The sequence below is a fragment of the Paracoccus sp. (in: a-proteobacteria) genome (genome assembly GCF_030538755.1).
Taxonomy (GTDB): Bacteria; Pseudomonadota; Alphaproteobacteria; order Rhodobacterales; family Rhodobacteraceae; genus Paracoccus.
In genome coordinates this window covers 35,503-50,347 of record NZ_JAUNTJ010000021.1, presented here as the reverse complement: position 1 = coordinate 50,347, position 14,845 = coordinate 35,503, and the positions used below count along the sequence as shown (strand labels likewise).

17 protein-coding genes are annotated in these 14,845 nt (G+C 65.5%); 11 read left to right on the top strand and 6 right to left on the bottom strand.

Annotated elements, in window-relative coordinates; genetic code table 11:
- The 3 genes from Q4G14_RS12455 to Q4G14_RS12445 all read left to right on the top strand — a co-directional run.
- Window positions 1-271: FxsA family protein (locus Q4G14_RS12455; protein WP_303362079.1), on the top strand; the 271-nt coding region annotated here is incomplete at its 5' end.
- 73 nt (window positions 272-344) lie between these two features.
- Window positions 345-881 carry a protein-export chaperone SecB gene (secB, locus tag Q4G14_RS12450; RefSeq protein WP_303362078.1) on the top strand — a complete coding sequence of 179 codons (537 nt, stop codon included), beginning with the start codon at window positions 345-347 and terminating at the stop codon, window positions 879-881.
- Window positions 882-893: 12 nt separating this feature from the next.
- Window positions 894-1,511, top strand: coding sequence for an HD family hydrolase (locus Q4G14_RS12445; RefSeq protein ID WP_303362077.1), 618 nt, complete (start codon window positions 894-896; stop codon window positions 1,509-1,511).
- Window positions 1,512-1,547: 36 nt separating this feature from the next.
- On the opposite strand, the gene Q4G14_RS12440 is transcribed toward Q4G14_RS12445, so the two are convergent.
- The 3 genes from Q4G14_RS12440 to Q4G14_RS12430 all read right to left on the bottom strand — a co-directional run bounded on the left by Q4G14_RS12440 (window position 1,548) and on the right by Q4G14_RS12430 (window position 3,189).
- A complete protein-coding gene (locus Q4G14_RS12440; protein ID WP_303362076.1) occupies window positions 1,548-1,859 on the bottom strand; it encodes an H-NS histone family protein in 312 nt (103 codons plus the stop codon).
- A 76-nt stretch (window positions 1,860-1,935) separates the two neighbouring features.
- Window positions 1,936-2,490, bottom strand: coding sequence for an ActR/PrrA/RegA family redox response regulator transcription factor (locus Q4G14_RS12435; RefSeq protein WP_303362075.1), 555 nt, complete (start codon window positions 2,488-2,490; stop codon window positions 1,936-1,938).
- A 66-nt stretch (window positions 2,491-2,556) separates the two neighbouring features.
- Entirely contained in the window at window positions 2,557-3,189 is a 633-nt protein-coding gene (locus Q4G14_RS12430; RefSeq protein WP_303362074.1) for an SCO family protein, read from the bottom strand.
- Between the two features lie 90 nt (window positions 3,190-3,279).
- Between Q4G14_RS12430 and Q4G14_RS12425 the strand changes: the two genes are divergently transcribed.
- The 6 genes from Q4G14_RS12425 (at window position 3,280) to Q4G14_RS12400 (ending at window position 11,397) form a co-directional block, all read left to right on the top strand.
- Window positions 3,280-4,614: an ActS/PrrB/RegB family redox-sensitive histidine kinase gene (locus Q4G14_RS12425; protein ID WP_303362073.1), complete on the top strand. Its 1,335-nt coding sequence runs from the start codon at window positions 3,280-3,282 to the stop codon at window positions 4,612-4,614.
- 78 nt (window positions 4,615-4,692) lie between these two features.
- Window positions 4,693-6,366, top strand: coding sequence for a PAS-domain containing protein (locus tag Q4G14_RS12420; protein WP_303362072.1), 1,674 nt, complete (start codon window positions 4,693-4,695; stop codon window positions 6,364-6,366).
- A gap of 395 nt (window positions 6,367-6,761) precedes the next feature.
- Entirely contained in the window at window positions 6,762-8,279 is a 1,518-nt protein-coding gene (gpmI, locus tag Q4G14_RS12415) for a 2,3-bisphosphoglycerate-independent phosphoglycerate mutase (protein ID WP_303362071.1), read from the top strand.
- On the top strand, window positions 8,276-9,460 hold the full coding sequence (locus Q4G14_RS12410; RefSeq protein WP_303362070.1) for a murein hydrolase activator EnvC: 1,185 nt from the start codon (window positions 8,276-8,278) through the stop codon (window positions 9,458-9,460). Before gpmI ends, Q4G14_RS12410 begins: the two co-directional genes overlap by 4 nt.
- Before the next feature lie 12 nt (window positions 9,461-9,472).
- Entirely contained in the window at window positions 9,473-10,906 is a 1,434-nt protein-coding gene (locus tag Q4G14_RS12405; protein ID WP_303362069.1) for a S41 family peptidase, read from the top strand.
- Window positions 10,903-11,397: an RNA pyrophosphohydrolase gene (locus Q4G14_RS12400; protein WP_303362068.1), complete on the top strand. Its 495-nt coding sequence runs from the start codon at window positions 10,903-10,905 to the stop codon at window positions 11,395-11,397. Before Q4G14_RS12405 ends, Q4G14_RS12400 begins: the two co-directional genes overlap by 4 nt.
- A gap of 85 nt (window positions 11,398-11,482) precedes the next feature.
- Here Q4G14_RS12400 and Q4G14_RS12395 read toward each other — a convergent pair whose 3' ends face one another.
- From Q4G14_RS12395 to Q4G14_RS12385, 3 genes are all read right to left on the bottom strand, one after another.
- A complete protein-coding gene (locus Q4G14_RS12395; RefSeq protein WP_303362067.1) occupies window positions 11,483-11,731 on the bottom strand; it encodes a GlsB/YeaQ/YmgE family stress response membrane protein in 249 nt (82 codons plus the stop codon).
- 140 nt (window positions 11,732-11,871) lie between these two features.
- Window positions 11,872-13,143, bottom strand: coding sequence for a lytic murein transglycosylase (locus Q4G14_RS12390; RefSeq protein WP_303362066.1), 1,272 nt, complete (start codon window positions 13,141-13,143; stop codon window positions 11,872-11,874).
- A 67-nt stretch (window positions 13,144-13,210) separates the two neighbouring features.
- Complete coding sequence (locus tag Q4G14_RS12385; RefSeq protein ID WP_303362065.1) at window positions 13,211-13,537, bottom strand: hypothetical protein; 327 nt, start codon at window positions 13,535-13,537, stop codon at window positions 13,211-13,213.
- 39 nt (window positions 13,538-13,576) lie between these two features.
- On the opposite strand from Q4G14_RS12385, the gene Q4G14_RS12380 reads away from it, so the two are divergent.
- Together Q4G14_RS12380 and Q4G14_RS12375 are read left to right on the top strand one after the other, a co-directional pair.
- Window positions 13,577-13,711 (top strand): hypothetical protein, encoded by a 135-nt coding sequence (locus Q4G14_RS12380; RefSeq protein ID WP_303362064.1) that lies wholly within the window; start codon window positions 13,577-13,579, stop codon window positions 13,709-13,711.
- A 219-nt stretch (window positions 13,712-13,930) separates the two neighbouring features.
- Window positions 13,931-14,761 carry an aldo/keto reductase gene (locus tag Q4G14_RS12375; RefSeq protein WP_303362063.1) on the top strand — a complete coding sequence of 277 codons (831 nt, stop codon included), beginning with the start codon at window positions 13,931-13,933 and terminating at the stop codon, window positions 14,759-14,761.
- The last annotated feature ends 84 nt before the right edge of the window (window positions 14,762-14,845 follow it).

The following is a 14,845-nucleotide window of genomic DNA, read 5'->3' as shown; positions in this document are numbered from 1 at the left end:
GCTGGTGCTGCCGGGCTTTTTCACCGATGCCATCGGCCTGCTGCTGCTGATCCCGCCGGTGCGCGATCTGGTGATGCACCGCATCGGGCGCCGCGTGCGGGTGCAGAGCGCGGGCTTTGGCGGGATGCCCCGCGAACCGCATCGCCCGCCGTTTCAGGGCGGCGTCATCGACGGCGATTATACCATCGAGGATGACGAATCCCCCCGCCAGCCGCCCGGCCCGCCCGATGCGCTGCCGCCCGGCGGCGGGTCCGGCTGGACGCGATCCTGACCGCTTGACGATTGAGACCGGCGCGCAGCCCTGATAGGTAACGCGCAGCGTCTTTTTTACACGAGGAATCGACATGGCCGACGAAACCACCGGCGCAGCGGATAACAACGCAGCGGCTGACGCGCAGCAGCAACCGCCGCAGGTTCAGATGCGCATTCTGGCGCAGTTCATCCGCGATCTTTCGTTCGAAAACGCGGTGGTGCAAAAGGGCATCCCGACCGGCGAGGTCAAGCCCGAGATCAACGTGCAGGTCAGCCTCGACGCGCGCAAGCGCCCCGTCGATCACCAGTATGAGGTCATCACCAAATTCAAGGTCGGCTCGACCAATACCGTGGACAGCCAGACCCTGTTCCTGTGCGAGATCGACTATGCTGGCGTCTTCCACGTCGAGGGCGTGCCCGAAGACCAGTTGCACCCCTTCCTGATGATCGAATGCCCGCGCATGTTGTTCCCCTTTGTGCGGCGGATCATTTCGGATGTGACGCGCGACGGCGGTTTCCCGCCCTTCAACATGGACCCGGTGGATTTCGTGGCCCTGTATCGTCAGGAAATCGCCCGCCGTCAGCAACAGCAGCAGAATCAGCGCCCCGAAGGCGTGCCGCTGTCGTAATCCGGGGCCGGAATGCCCCCCCGCGCAAAATCGCCGCGCGCCTGGCAGCGGATGCTGTCGGGGCGCCGGCTTGACCTGCTGGACCCGACCCCTTTCGACATCGAGATCGCCGATATTGCCCACGGGCTGGCCTTTGTCGCGCGCTGGAACGGGCAGACGCAGGGCGACTGGCCCTATTCGGTGGCCGAACATTCATTGCTGGTCGAGCGAATATTTTCTTATCTGATGCCGCAATCTGATGCCGGATCACGCCTTGCGGCCCTGCTGCATGATGCGCCGGAATATGTCATCGGCGACATGATTTCGCCGGTTAAATCCGCGCTTGGTGTAGAATACGGAGAAATAGATCGGCGGATTTCCGCCGCTATTCATCGCCGTTTTGGCCTGCCTGCGACATTGACGCGCAGTTTACACCGTCAAATAAAGACCGCCGACCGGATTTCCGCCCGGATCGAGGCGGAACGCATCGCCGGTTTTACCGCGAACGAGGCGAAAAAGCTGTTCCCGGTGCCGCAGACGGATATTCTGGATTCTTTTTCGATAACGCTGCGCCCGCCCGCGCAGGTGCGTCAGGCATATCTGGCGCGATTTGACGAACTGATGGCGCAATTCGATCAGGGGCGGGGGTAATTCAGGGCCGGCGCTGACGCGACGGCCCCGTATCGTTCAGATCTGCAGATCTTCCAGGGATTTGCCCGAATCCAGACTTTCCTGAACCCAACGCGGTTTACGGCCACGGCCGGTCCAGGTCATGGTCGGGTCTTGCGGATTGGCGTATTTCGGCGCCACGGTGCCCGCACGGCGGGTTTTGCCGCCGGTCAGATCGGCCAGGTTAAAGCCATAGGTGCGCGCGGCTTCCTCGACGGCGGCCAGAGCTTCGCGGCGTTTACGGTCTTCATAGGAATTGATGGCCCGTTCCAGCTTGGCGCGCAGTTCGCGCAGCTCTTTCAGGTCCATTTTTTCGATTTCGATGGTCATTGATCGGTTTCCCCAAACAAACAGTTTCTGCCACATATTAATATTAGCAGAATTTGCAAGAGGTCAAAAGATATATTCAGCGCGGGCTGCGTTTCGCCAGAATGCGCTGCAAGGTGCGCCGGTGCATATGCAGGCGGCGTGCCGTTTCGCTGACATTCCGGTCGCATTGTTCAAAAACGCGCTGGATATGTTCCCAGCGAACCCGGTCGGCCGACATCGGGTCCTGCGGCGGCGGGGGTAATATGTCACCACTGGCCAGCAGCGCCAGCGTGATGTCATTCGCATCCGCCGGCTTGGAAAGATAATCGGTCGCGCCCATTTTCACTGCAGCCACGGCGCTGGCGATGGCACCATAACCTGTCAGAACGATGGCGCGGCAATCGGGGCGGGCTTCGTTCAGCGCCTCGACCACATCCAGCCCCGACCCGTCCTCCAGCCGCAGATCGACCACGGCATAGGCGGGGGCGGATTGCGCGATGGCTTTCATCGCCTCGGCCACGCTGAAAACGGCGGTGGGGCGAAAGCCGCGCTTTTCCATGGCGCGGGCCAGCCGCGTTACGAAAATCTCATCATCATCGACCAGCAGCAAGCTGGGGTCACTGCCGATCCGGTCGCCGGGTATGTCAGCCATATCGCCTCCTTGTTGATGCGATTTAAGCTGTCCGGGTCTGTCTGGTCAAACAGTTAGACGATGGCCCTATGCGGCATCCACAAAACAGGCGGTGCGCCGGGCCATATCGGCGGGGGCAATGTCGCGGCCAAAGAACTCGACCGTGCCGGTATCGCCGGGCAGAATCAGAAAGGTATTGGTCATGTGATCGACCAGATAATAATCGTCGCCATCCGCATCCTGCGCACGATAGTAATTGCGCCAGCCCCGGTTCACATCGGCGATTTCCTGCTCGCTGCCGGTCAGGCCGATCATGCTGTCGGAAAACAGCCCGGTGAAATCGCGCAGAGCTTCGGGCGTGTCGCGTTTGGGATCGACGGTGATAAAGACCGTCTGCACATCCTTGCCCTGTCCGGCCAGCAGATCGGCGGCCTCGGCATTGCGGGCGCTGTCCATCGGGCAGACATCGGGGCAGAAGGTATAGCCGAAATACAAAAGCGACGGCTTGGTGAACACATCGGCATAGCTGACCCGCTGACTATCCTGATTGGTCAGGGTGAAATCGGTGCCGAAACTGTCCATTCCGCCGCTGACCACCGACTGACGGCACCCCGCATAAGGATCGCCCGCAGGTCCGCGTGACAGCCACAGCCAGCCACTGACCAGCAACAATGCGGTCGCGGCGGTTCCCAGCATGATGATCCGGCGTTCGGTAGTCATGGCGATCCTCGGTTTGACAGATGGGCGCGCATTGATCGCCCAGAAAGCCGGGGTTATCAAGCGACGCATCGTCACAACCCGGTGCCCGCCATGATCCGACCGCAACCCGCCGCTGCCACCACCGCCGCTGCGGCACCGCCCTTGCCCCCCATTCAGGCCGAGCCGATCCGCGCGCGCACCCTGACGCTGTTGCGCTGGATGGCGACGGCGGGGCAGGCGGCGGCGCTGGCGGGTGCGCTGATGCTGGGGGTGCGCTTTCCGGTTGTGCCGGTCGCGCTGCTGATTGCGGCGGGGGGGCTGCTGAACCTGTGGCTGATGCTGCGCGGCCCGCAGCGCATGTCGCCGCGCGCGGTGCTGGGGCAGCTTGGCTTTGATCTGGTGCAGCTTTCGGCGCTGCTGGCGCTGACCGGCGGCATTGCCAACCCCTTTGCGCTGCTGGTGCTGGCGCCTGTCACCGTATCGGCCACGGTGCTGGGTCGGCGGCTGACGGTGGCGCTGGGCCTGCTGGCGGCGGCGCTGATTACGGCGGCGGCACTGTGGGGCTGGCCGATCCATGATGCGACCGGGGTGCGGTTGGAACTGCCGCCCTTGCTGGCGCTGGGGCACTGGCTGGCGATTCTGGTGGGGATCGGCTTTTTCGCGATCTATGCCCGCCGCGTCACGGCTGAAATCTCGGACACCACCAACGCGCTGTTTGCCACCCAGCTGGCGCTGGCGCGGGAACACCGGCTGCAACATCTGGGCGGCGTGGTTGCCGCCGCCGCGCATGAGCTGGGCACCCCCTTGGGCACCATCAAGCTGATCGCCGCCGAACTGGAGGACGAATTGTCCGACCGCCCCGATCTGGCCGCCGATCTGGCCACGCTGCGTCAGTCGGCCGACCGGTGCGCCGCGACGCTGCGATCCATGGGGCGGGCGGGCAAGGATGATCTGCTGCTGCGCGCCGGGCCTCTGCGCGTCGTTCTGGAAGAAGCGGCCGAGCCGCATCAGAATCGCGGCGTTATCATTCAGATCGACGCTGATGGCCCCGACATCCGGCGCGATCCCGGTGTGATTCACGCGATGCGCAACCTGATCCAGAATGCGGTCGATTATGCCGCAACCCGGATCGAGATCACGGCCTTTCAGGATGCCGACAGCCTGACGGTGACGATCAGCGACGACGGGCCGGGCTTTCCCGCCGGGCTGCTGCCGCGTCTGGGCGAAAGCTATCCGCTGGGACCGCGATCCGTTTCCACGCGCAAGGATGGCGAGGGGATGGGCCTTGGCCTGTTCATCGCCCGCACTCTGCTGGAACGGTCGGGCGCCGCCGTTGATTTTGCCAATCTGCGGCCCGGTGCGCAGGTCACACTGCGCTGGCCGCTGGCGCTGATCGCGGCGGATACGCGGCAGGCTTTGGGCGAAAACCCCGAGATTACCGGCTGAAGCGGTTTTGTTAACCTTCCCTTAACGTCTTGTGACATAATGTCTGTGCAATAGTGGGAATCCGGGGGCAGACTGTCCGTGTTGCAGACGTTTTTGATCGCGCTTGGGGCCGGCATATTATCGGTGATTCTGGCGGTGGCAGCCATCCGGTTGTGGGACCGGCGGCGCGGCGGCTCTGTTGCCGTGGCGCGGCGGCTGGATCTGCTGGAACCGGCGGTGCAGCCCATGGTCTTTCTGTTCCGCGACCGGATGCTGATCGACGCCACGCCGCCCGCCCGTGCGCTGCTGGACAGCGTGACCGGCACCGGCGGCGAATGGGCGCGGCTGGACGGCTGGATCGCCGGGCGTTTTCCCGATGCCGCCGGTGCGCTGGACCGGCTGGCCGACAACCCGCGTCAGGATCTGCGCGGCCCTGACGGGCATGGCAATGCCACCCTGCGGCTGGCGGCCGAGGATCTGGGCAGCGGGTTGATGCGCCTGACCCTGACCGATCCTTCCGCCGAACATGCGGGCATCACCGTCGATTCGCTGGTGCTTCAGGCGATGGAGGAAGAACTGGACCTGCTGCGCCTGTCCATGGATCAGACCCCGATGCTGGTCTGGCGGCAGGATGCCGATGACCGGATCACATGGGCCAATGCCGCCTATCTGCAACGGGCCGAGGCGGGGGCCGACGGCCAGATCGCCTGGCCGCTGCCGCGTCTGCTGGATGTGCCCCGGACGCAGCCGGGCGGCATCGCCGCCCCGCGCCGGGCGCGGCTGGACAGCGGCGGATCGGTGCTTTGGTATGATTGCCACAGCCATCGCGCGGGCGATCAGACGATGATGTTCGCGCTGCCCGCTGATGCGGCGGTGCGCGCCGAACGGTCCTTGCGCGAATTCGTGCAGACGCTGACCAAGACCTTTGCCGACCTGCCGACCGGGCTGGCGATCTTTGACCGCGAACGCAAGCTGCAACTGTTCAACCCGGCACTGATCGACCTGACGGGCCTGCCGACCGGCTTTCTGACCGCGCGCCCGACGCTGTTCGATTTTCTCGATCAGCTGCGCGAGGCGCGGATGGTGCCCGAACCCAAGGATTACCGCAGTTGGCGCCAGCAGATGAACAATCTGGAAAGCGCCGCCGCCACTGGGCGGCATGTCGAAACATGGTCGCTGCCCGGCGGGCAGACCTATCGCGTGACCGGGCGCCCGCATCCCGATGGCGCGGTGGCGTTCCTGTTCGAGGATATTACCTCGGAAATCACCCTGAACCGCAAATACCGCGCCGAACTGTCGCTTGGCGCGATGGTGCTGGACGGGATCGACGACGGGTTGATCGTTTTTGGCTCGAACGGTGCGGTCAAGACCACCAACAAGGCCTATGTGGACATCTGGGGCCAGCGCAGCAGCCGCGCCGATCAGGCGCTTGCGCTGTGGCAGGACGAGGCGGATCAGGCCGGTCCGGGCCTTGGCGCGCTGTGTGACCGGGTTCGGGGCATGACCGATGCCCGCGACGAAGGGGCGCTGATCGGGCCGGGCGGGCGTTTGCTGGGCTGGACGGCCACGCGGCTGTCGGGCGGCCGGCTGATGATCCGCTTTCGCCAATCGGTGGTTGCGGCCCCTCTTGGCGAAGACGGTGCGGCAGCCGCTGGTGTCGATGACGCTGGAGCAGGTGCTGCCACTGCCGTTACCTCTGGCGCAGGTGCGGGTGCCGCAGCGGCGCAGCCACCGGAACCGGCGACTGTTCGGGCCGCTGCGATCGCGGGCTGATCGCTTGGGCGAATGGGGTCTGGCGGCGGGATCGGCCCCGGTCAACCCCGCCCTGCCGTTCGGGGCAGCGTGGCTGGCTGCATCCCGTGCCGGCTCACCCGGCAGCGGCAACCAACGCTGCGCCCCCGGCATCTGCGTTGCTTCACCGGCAGAGGATACGGCTGGCGCGTCGCGCCCCTGCACGGCGTCACCCGATGGCACCGCGATCCCCGCCATCAGCAAGCTGGCTTTCCCCCTGCAACCGCCAGCATCACCGATCAGCCACGCGACCGCGCCCTTGCGGCCCCCTGCCGCCATCCCTGCGGCAAATTTCAGCGGCTGCGGCACCCCGGCTTTGGTTGCCCCCCGGCCCGCAGGGGCGTATTGAGACGCAAGATCAAGACAAGAGGGCGGCGATGACGAAACCTGTGATCCTGTGCATTCTGGACGGCTGGGGCATATCCGATCGGCCCGAACAATCCGCCCCCGATCAGGCGAACACTCCGGTCTTTGACGGGCTGATGGCGACCTGCCCCCATGCGACGCTGACCACCTTTGGCCCCGACGTCGGCCTGCCCCGTGGCCAGATGGGCAATTCCGAGGTCGGGCACACCAATATCGGCGCGGGCCGGGTGGTGGCGATGGATCTGGGCCAGATCGACCTTGCCATCGAGGACCGCAGCTTTTGGGCCAATACCGCTTTGGGTGAATTCGTCGCCAGGCTTAAGGCAACCGGCGGGACGGCGCATCTGATGGGCGTGGTCTCCGACGGCGGGGTTCATGGCCATATCAGCCATGTGATCGCCGCTGCGCAGGCCGTGGCCGGGGCAGGGGTGCCGGTGGTGATCCACGCCATCACCGACGGGCGCGACGTGCCGCCGAAATCGGCGCTTGGCTTTGTCACCGAACTGGCCGGAAACCTGCCCGAAGGGGTGCGGATCGGCACCGTCATCGGCCGCTATTACGCGATGGATCGCGACAACCGCTGGGATCGGGTGTCGCGCGCCTTTGCCGCCATCATCCGGGCCGAGGGGCTGACCGCCGCCGATGCCCCCGATGCCGTCACCGCCGCCTATGTCCGCGACGAAACGGATGAGTTCATTCAGCCGACCGTCCTGCCCGGCTATACCGGGGTGCGCGATGGCGACGGCTTTTTCTGCCTGAATTTCCGCGCCGACCGCGCGCGCGAGATTCTGGCCGCACTGGCCGCGCCTGATTTTGCCGCCTTTGACACCGGCATCCGCCCGCAATGGGCGGCGATGCTGGGGATGGTCGATTATTCCGCCGATCACGATGCCTTTATGACCGCCGCCTATCCGAAACGGCAGGTGGTCAACACGCTGGGGGCCTGGGTCGCGGCGCAGGGGCTGCGCCAGTTCCGGCTGGCCGAAACCGAGAAATACCCGCATGTCACCTTTTTCCTGAACGGCGGCAAGGAAACGCCGGAACCGGGCGAGGATCGCTTTATGCCCTCCAGCCCCAAGGTGGCGACCTATGATCTGGCCCCGGAAATGGCCGCAGCCGAAGTCAGTGACCGTCTGGTGCAGGCGATCCGTGATGGCTATGACCTGATCGTGGTCAATTTCGCCAACCCCGATATGGTGGGCCACACCGGCAGCCTGCCCGCCGCCATCCGCGCCTGCGAGGCGGTGGACCGCGGCCTTGGCATGATGATCGCGGCGCTGCGCGATACCGGCGGGGCGGCGGTGATCTGTGCCGACCACGGCAATTGCGAAACCATGACCGATCCGGCCACCGGCGGCCCGCATACCGCGCACACCACCAACCCGGTGCCGGTGATCGTCTTTGGCGGCCCCGACGGCGCGTCGCTGCGCGAGGGGCGGCTGGCCGATCTGGCGCCCACGGTGCTGGATCTGATGGGCCTGCCGCTGCCGCCGGAAATGACCGGCCAAAGCCTGATCTGCCGCGCATGATCCCCGGCACCCGTCCCCTTGCCGCGCTGGCGCTGATCGCTGCGCTGTCCGCGCCCGCCACTGCCGTCACCCCGGCGTCCGAGGCAGCGCAGGCCGCGCAACTGGCGGCGGATCAGTTGCGCGATTCCATCTCGCGGCTGGAATCCGCGCTTGGGGCCGACGATCAGGTGACGGCGCTGACCGAGGTGATCCACGGCTATGAACAGGGCCTTGCCGCCTTGCGTGCCGGTCTGCGCGAAGCGGCGCAGCGCGAAACCGATCTGCGCGCGCGGTTTCAGGCGCAGCATGACCGGCTGTCGCGGGTGCTGGGGGCGATGACTGCCATGCAGCAATCGCCCGAAACCGCCCTGCTGCTGCATCCCGGCGGGGCGACGGCCACCGCCCGCTCGGCCATGATCGTCGCCGACATCGCCCCCGGTCTGCGGGCCGAGGCCGAGGCGCTGCAATCCGATCTGGACGAGATCGCCACCGTGCGCGAATTGCAAGACAGCACCGCGCAGGTGCTAGGCAGCGGCCTGATCGCCGTGCAAGAGGCGCGTCGCCTGCTGGCCAGTGCCGTCACCGACCGTTCGCATATGCCGGTGCGCTATGCCGAAAACCCGGCGGAATTGCAGGCGCTGGAAAGCAGCGCCTCCAGCCTGGATGAATTTGCCGCCGGGGTGTCGCGCATGGATCTGGATGTCGGCCCGCCGATCACCGACTTCGAGGGTGCGCAGGGCAGCCTGCCGCTGCCGGTCGCGGGCACCGTCATGCGCGGCTATGGTCAGGCCGATGCGGCGGGCGTCAGCCGCCCCGGTCTGGTGATCGCATCGGCCCCCGCCGCGCTGGTCACGACACCGTGGCCCGCAACGATCCGCTTTCGCGGCCCCTTGCTTGATTACGGCAATGTGATGATCCTGGAACCCGCGCGCGGTTATCTTCTGGTCTTTGCAGGGCTAGGTCAGGTGTTCGGAGAGGTGGGCGACGTGCTGGCCGCCGGTGATCCGGTCGGCCTTATGGGCGGAACCGAGCCGCCAGCACAGGAATTCGGTGCGCAATTCGTGGCCGATGCCACCAAAGGCGGCGATGCAGGGCAGTCCCAAACCTTGTATCTTGAATTGCGCAAGGGCAGGGAAACATTGAACCCGGCGGATTGGTTCGTGATGAACGCGCTGACCGGAACGCAGCAGGCGCAGGATTAAGGCAGAGACCAGATGAAGCATTACATGATGGCAGGGGTCGGCGGCATTCTGGCCGGGGTTCTGGTAACGACGCAATTGGCAGGCCCGCTGATCGCGCAAGAGACGGATGGCAATGCCGCGCTGTATCAGGATCTGGAACTGTTCGGAAATGTGTTCGAACGCATCCGTTCAGATTACGTCGAACGCCCCGACGACAAGAAACTGATCGAGGCGGCGATCAACGGGATGCTGACCTCGCTTGATCCGCACAGCGGTTTCCTGTCGGCCAATGATTACGAAGACATGCAGACCCAGACGCGCGGCAGCTTTGGCGGGCTGGGGATGGAGGTCACGCAGGAAGATGGCATCGTCAAGGTGGTTTCGCCTATCGACGATACGCCTGCGGCCAAGGCGGGGGTCAAATCGGGCGATTTCATCACCCATGTGAACGGCGAATCGCTGATGGGTCTGGGCGTCGATCAGGCGGTGGACCGGATGCGCGGCCCGGTCGGGTCCGAGGTGACGATCACCATTCTGCGGCAGGGCGAACAGGAACCCTTTGACCTGACCATGACCCGCGACACGATCAAGCTGACCGTGGTGCGCACCCAGATCGAAGGCAATGCCGTTGTCGTGCGCGTGTCCACCTTTAACGACGAAACCTATTCGACCTTGCAGGCCGAAATGGAAAAGGCGGTCGAAGAAGCGGGCGGCATGGACAGGATCAGCGGCTTTGTGCTGGATCTGCGCAACAACCCCGGCGGGTTGTTGAATCAGGCCATCGCGGTCAGTGATGCCTTTCTGGATGCGGGCGAAATCGTCTCTACCCGTGGCCGCGACCCGGAAGAAAGCGAACGCTGGAATGCCGAACCCGGCGATCTGGCGCAGGGCAAGCCGATGGTGGTGCTGATTAACGGCGGCTCGGCCAGTGCATCGGAAATCGTCACCGGCGCCTTGCAGGATCACCGCCGCGCCATCGTGGTGGGCGAAAAATCCTTTGGCAAAGGCTCGGTCCAGACGGTGATGCAGGTCACGGCTGACAGCGGCATCCGGCTGACCACGGCGCGCTATTACACCCCCTCGGGCCGGTCGATTCAGGCCATGGGCATCAACCCCGACATCATCGTGGTGCAACCGCCTTCGCGCCCGGCGGCCGAAGCCGAGTCCGAGGAAAACGGCCCGCGCAGCAATTCCAGCTTTTCGCGGTCCGAGGCGGATCTGCGCGGCGCGCTGAACAACGATTCCATCAGCGAGGAAGAGCGCAAGCAGATCGAAGAAGAAGCCGCGCAGGTCGAGGCGACGGCACGGCTGCGCGAACAGGATTACCAGCTTGCCTATGCGGTGGACATCCTCAAAGGTCTGTCGGCGGTCGATTTCCGCGCCGGTGACGTGCGGGCCGAGGCGACGCCTGCGGTCACGGGCGAAGGGTCCGCCGCGCAGGGTGACAGCAGCGAGGCCGCGGAATGAGCGGCCAACCCGCAGGTGCCAACGGCCTGCCCTATCGCCCCTGCGCCGGGGTGGTGCTGGTGAACCGCGATGGTCTGATCTTTGCGGGCCATCGCATCGACAGCGACAGCAACGCCTGGCAGATGCCGCAGGGCGGGATCGACAAGGGCGAAACGCCGCAACAGGCCGCGCTGCGCGAACTGGTCGAGGAAACCGGCGTTTCGGCCGATCTGGTCGAGGTGATCGGCGAAACCGCCGATTGGGTGCTTTATGATCTGCCGCCGGAATTGCTGGGCAAGGTGTGGAAGGGCAAATACTGCGGCCAGCGGCAGAAATGGGTCTTGATGCGCTTTCTGGGGCAGGACAGCGATGTGCGCATCGACACCGACCACCCGGAATTCGACGCCTGGCGATGGGTGCGCGCGGATGATCTGGTCGCCGGGATCGTGCCGTTCAAGCGCGATGTTTACCGGCAGGTGATGGCCGAATTCGCCCCGCATCTGGCGGGCTGAGCGCCGCGACTGCCGCAAGATACCAACAAGATGCCATGAAAAAGGCCCGCGTCGCAGCGGGCCTTGGTGTGTTTTGGGGGCGGGGTCAGAACAATCGCCGCCCCAGCCAGATCAGGATCACCGCCCCGACCAGCCCGGCGATGCCCTGCGCGATCCAGCTGCCGGCCTGCGCGTTGATGCCGACCATCGCGAACAGCGCATTGGCCAGAACCGCGCCGACGATCCCCAGAATGATGTTCACCAGAACGCCGGTATCGGCCTTCATGATATTGCTGGCGATCCAGCCCGCAATGCCGCCGACAATGATCGCTGCCAGCCAACCCAATCCCTGCATCGGAAAGCTCCTGTCCATTCCTTTGCCGGGGTAACGCCGCGCCCGCGCGAAAGGTTCAACGCGGGCGGGAATTTCGCTGCCGTTTCCCGGTGGACGCGCAGGCGGGGTGGCGAATCAGGGGACGCGCCACCAGCGCCCGCTTATCCCCGCAACTGACCCAGCAGGATCGAGGTCGGATAGCCGTCCGGGGTGACGCCGATGGACCGCTGGAACGCCGACACCGCCTCCATCGTGGCCGAGCCGAACAGGCCGTCGATCTCGCCCTGATAGAAACCGCGCTGCGCCAGACGACGCTGGATTTCTTCGCGCTCGGACGTGGACAGCGGGCGGTCGGCGCGGGGCCAGTTGCCCTGAATGCCGGGGCGTCCGGCGATGCGTTCCGCCAGATAGGACACGCCAAGCGCATAGTTGTCGCTGTTGTTATAGCGCAGGATCGACCGGAAGTTGTCCATAATCAGGAAGGCCGGGCCACGTGCCCCCGCCGGCATGATGATCGAGCCGCTGCCCGCGGGCACCGCGCCGCCGCCGATGCGCCGCACGCCCATGCTGCCCCAGTCGGCGCGGCGGGTGCCCTTGCCGATCAGGCCCATGTTGAAATTGGCGGGCAGTTGCACTTCGGCCCCCCAGGGCTGGCCGCGCACCCAGCCGTTGCGCGCCAGATAGGCGGCGGTCGATGCCAGCGCGTCGGTCGGGTCGTCCGACCAGATGTCGCGGCGGCCATCGCCGGTAAAATCGACCGCATATTGCAGATAAGAGGTGGGCATGAATTGCGTGTGCCCCATCGCGCCCGCCCATGATCCCAGCATATGCGCCGGGTCGATGTCGCCCGCCTGAATGATCTTGAGCGCCGCGATCAACTGCCCGGCGAACATCTCGCCCCGGCGGCCGTCATAGGCCAGCGTCGCCAGCGAGGGGATGATCTGCATCCGGCCCCGGTTGGCACCGAAATTCGACTCCATGCCCCAGACGGCCAGCACGACTTCGCGCGGGACGCCGTAGCGCGCCTCGATCGCGGCCAGCGTGCGGCCATGGCGCGACAGCATCTGCCGGCCGGTGGTGATGCGGTTATCCGATACGGCGCTGTCCAGATACAGCCAGACCGGGCGCGAGAACTCGGCCTGACGCCGGTCCAGCCGGATCACCTCGGGGTTGTAACGGGCGATGGCCATGGCGCGGTCATAGGTGGCGGCGGACACGCCCGACGACAGCGCGCGCGGGCGGAATTGCGCGATCCAGCGTTGCAGCCCGGCCTCGTCTCCGGGGGTGGCGGCGGGGATTGCCGCCGGGGTCTGGCCGCCCGACACCGCAGGCGGGCCGCCCGCGCCGGGCACCTGCACCACGGCAGCGCCGCAGGATGCAAGCGTGCCGATCACGGCGGTGGACATCAAAAAGCGGATAACGGGTCGGGTCATGGGTTTGCCTGTTCTGGACTGCTTTGGTTTTCGTTGTCTGCATCCTAGACCAAGCCGCCGGGCCTGCCTAGCCTTCGCCAGCATCCGGGCCGTCGCCAAAGAACGGCTCGACCGCGGCGACGATCACGGCATTATCGGCCAGGGCGCGGTCGGTCAGGGCGCGTTCTTCATCGCTGATGTCCTGCCCGGCGGCCTGCCGTTCGGCCAGAGTGCCGTATCCGGTCACATCCAGCGGTGCCATGTCGGCCTGTTTCAGAATCGCCACGGTTTCGCGCACCGCCTCGGCCTCGTCCTTGCCGGCGGCGTAACAGATCAGCCCGGCACCCGTGCTGCCATCGGGCAGGCCGTCGCCCTGTTTGCGCCCCACCTGAACCAGCAGCATGAAAACCTGCATCTCTTTCCCCTTTGCGATGACGTTCAGACCTGCCGCAGAATGGCGCGTATCGCAAGCAGCAAGGTGCAGGGGCACGAAACGAGCAAAAGCCTGACGGCGGGCGACAACCGCGTCGATCCGGGCAGGGCGGTGCAGTTGGCCGGTCAGCCGCTGGGCAAGGCCGATGCGGCATGAATCCGCGCAGGGGCGGGTTTTACTATCGGCAAAGTTGTGCCGATGGGTCATCTACACCCGATCACAGCATTTTTTGATCCCGGATTGCGTTATTTTTCACGGGTTTGGGTTGCCGAGGGCAGCCATCGGCGTATTTTTGCGATTGCCCCGGACCGTCTGCTGGCGATAACCCGCTTATGCGAGGCTGATTTTATCGCCTGACAAAACAGGAGACCGAGCATGGCCAACCACCCCACCTTGCGGCTGAACGATGGCCGCCGGATGCCGCAAATGGGCGCCGGGATCTGGCTGGTGCCCGCCGATGATACCGCGCGCGTCGTCGGTGATGCGCTGGCGGCGGGCTATCGCCTGATCGACGGGGCCGCTGCCTATCAGAACGAACAGGGGCTGGGGCAGGCGATCCGGGAAACCGACATTCCGCGCGAGGATATTTTCGTCACCACCAAGCTGTGGAACGATGCGCAGGGCTATGACGCGGCGCTGCGCGGCTTTGATGCCAGCATCGGGCGGCTGGGGCTGGATTACGTCGATCTGTATCTGATCCACTGGCCGGTGCCGTCGCGCGATCTGTATGTGGAAACATGGAAGGCGCTGATCCGTCTGCGCGAAGAGGGCCGGGCGCGGTCCATCGGCGTGGCGAATTTCCATCAGGCGCATCTGGACCGGCTGATCGCCGAAACCGGCGTCACCCCGGCGCTGAACCAGATCGAGCTGCACCCCTCGTTGCCGCAGGTGGCGCTGCGTGCGCATAACGACAGGCTGGGCATCGTCACCCAAAGCTGGACACCGCTGGGGCGCGGGCATCTGTTCGCCGCGCCCGAGGTGGTCGCCATTGCCGGGCGGCTGGGGGCCACGCCCGCGCAGGTGATCCTGCGCTGGCATGTTCAGAACGGGCTGTCGGTGATCCCGAAATCGGAACGGCCCGAACGCCTGCGCGAAAACCTTGCCGCGCTGGATCTGGTGCTGAGCGATGAGGATATGGCCGCGCTGAACGCGCTGGACAGCGGCCACCGGACTGGCCCTGATCCTGATACCTTTGCGATGATGTGACGGTTGCGACCGGGGGTTTCACACCCCCGGACCCCGGTGGGATATTTGCAGACCAAAGATGGGCCGGGCAGGTGTGGCCTGCCC

Excerpts from the sequence above, each read along its gene's own strand:
- secB (WP_303362078.1), top strand. The coding sequence starts at position 345 with ATGGCCGACGAAACCACCGGCGCAGCGGATAACAACGCAGCGGCTGAC.
- Q4G14_RS12445 (WP_303362077.1), top strand. The coding sequence starts at position 894 with ATGCCCCCCCGCGCAAAATCGCCGCGCGCCTGGCAGCGGATGCTGTCG.
- Q4G14_RS12440 (WP_303362076.1), bottom strand. The coding sequence starts at position 1,859 with ATGACCATCGAAATCGAAAAAATGGACCTGAAAGAGCTGCGCGAACTG.
- Q4G14_RS12435 (WP_303362075.1), bottom strand. The coding sequence starts at position 2,490 with ATGGCTGACATACCCGGCGACCGGATCGGCAGTGACCCCAGCTTGCTG.
- Q4G14_RS12430 (WP_303362074.1), bottom strand. The coding sequence starts at position 3,189 with ATGACTACCGAACGCCGGATCATCATGCTGGGAACCGCCGCGACCGCA.
- Q4G14_RS12425 (WP_303362073.1), top strand. The coding sequence starts at position 3,280 with ATGATCCGACCGCAACCCGCCGCTGCCACCACCGCCGCTGCGGCACCG.
- gpmI (WP_303362071.1), top strand. The coding sequence starts at position 6,762 with ATGACGAAACCTGTGATCCTGTGCATTCTGGACGGCTGGGGCATATCC.
- Q4G14_RS12410 (WP_303362070.1), top strand. The coding sequence starts at position 8,276 with ATGATCCCCGGCACCCGTCCCCTTGCCGCGCTGGCGCTGATCGCTGCG.
- Q4G14_RS12405 (WP_303362069.1), top strand. The coding sequence starts at position 9,473 with ATGAAGCATTACATGATGGCAGGGGTCGGCGGCATTCTGGCCGGGGTT.
- Q4G14_RS12400 (WP_303362068.1), top strand. The coding sequence starts at position 10,903 with ATGAGCGGCCAACCCGCAGGTGCCAACGGCCTGCCCTATCGCCCCTGC.
- Q4G14_RS12395 (WP_303362067.1), bottom strand. The coding sequence starts at position 11,731 with ATGCAGGGATTGGGTTGGCTGGCAGCGATCATTGTCGGCGGCATTGCG.
- Q4G14_RS12390 (WP_303362066.1), bottom strand. The coding sequence starts at position 13,143 with ATGACCCGACCCGTTATCCGCTTTTTGATGTCCACCGCCGTGATCGGC.
- Q4G14_RS12385 (WP_303362065.1), bottom strand. The coding sequence starts at position 13,537 with ATGCAGGTTTTCATGCTGCTGGTTCAGGTGGGGCGCAAACAGGGCGAC.
- Q4G14_RS12380 (WP_303362064.1), top strand. The coding sequence starts at position 13,577 with ATGGCGCGTATCGCAAGCAGCAAGGTGCAGGGGCACGAAACGAGCAAA.
- Q4G14_RS12375 (WP_303362063.1), top strand. The coding sequence starts at position 13,931 with ATGGCCAACCACCCCACCTTGCGGCTGAACGATGGCCGCCGGATGCCG.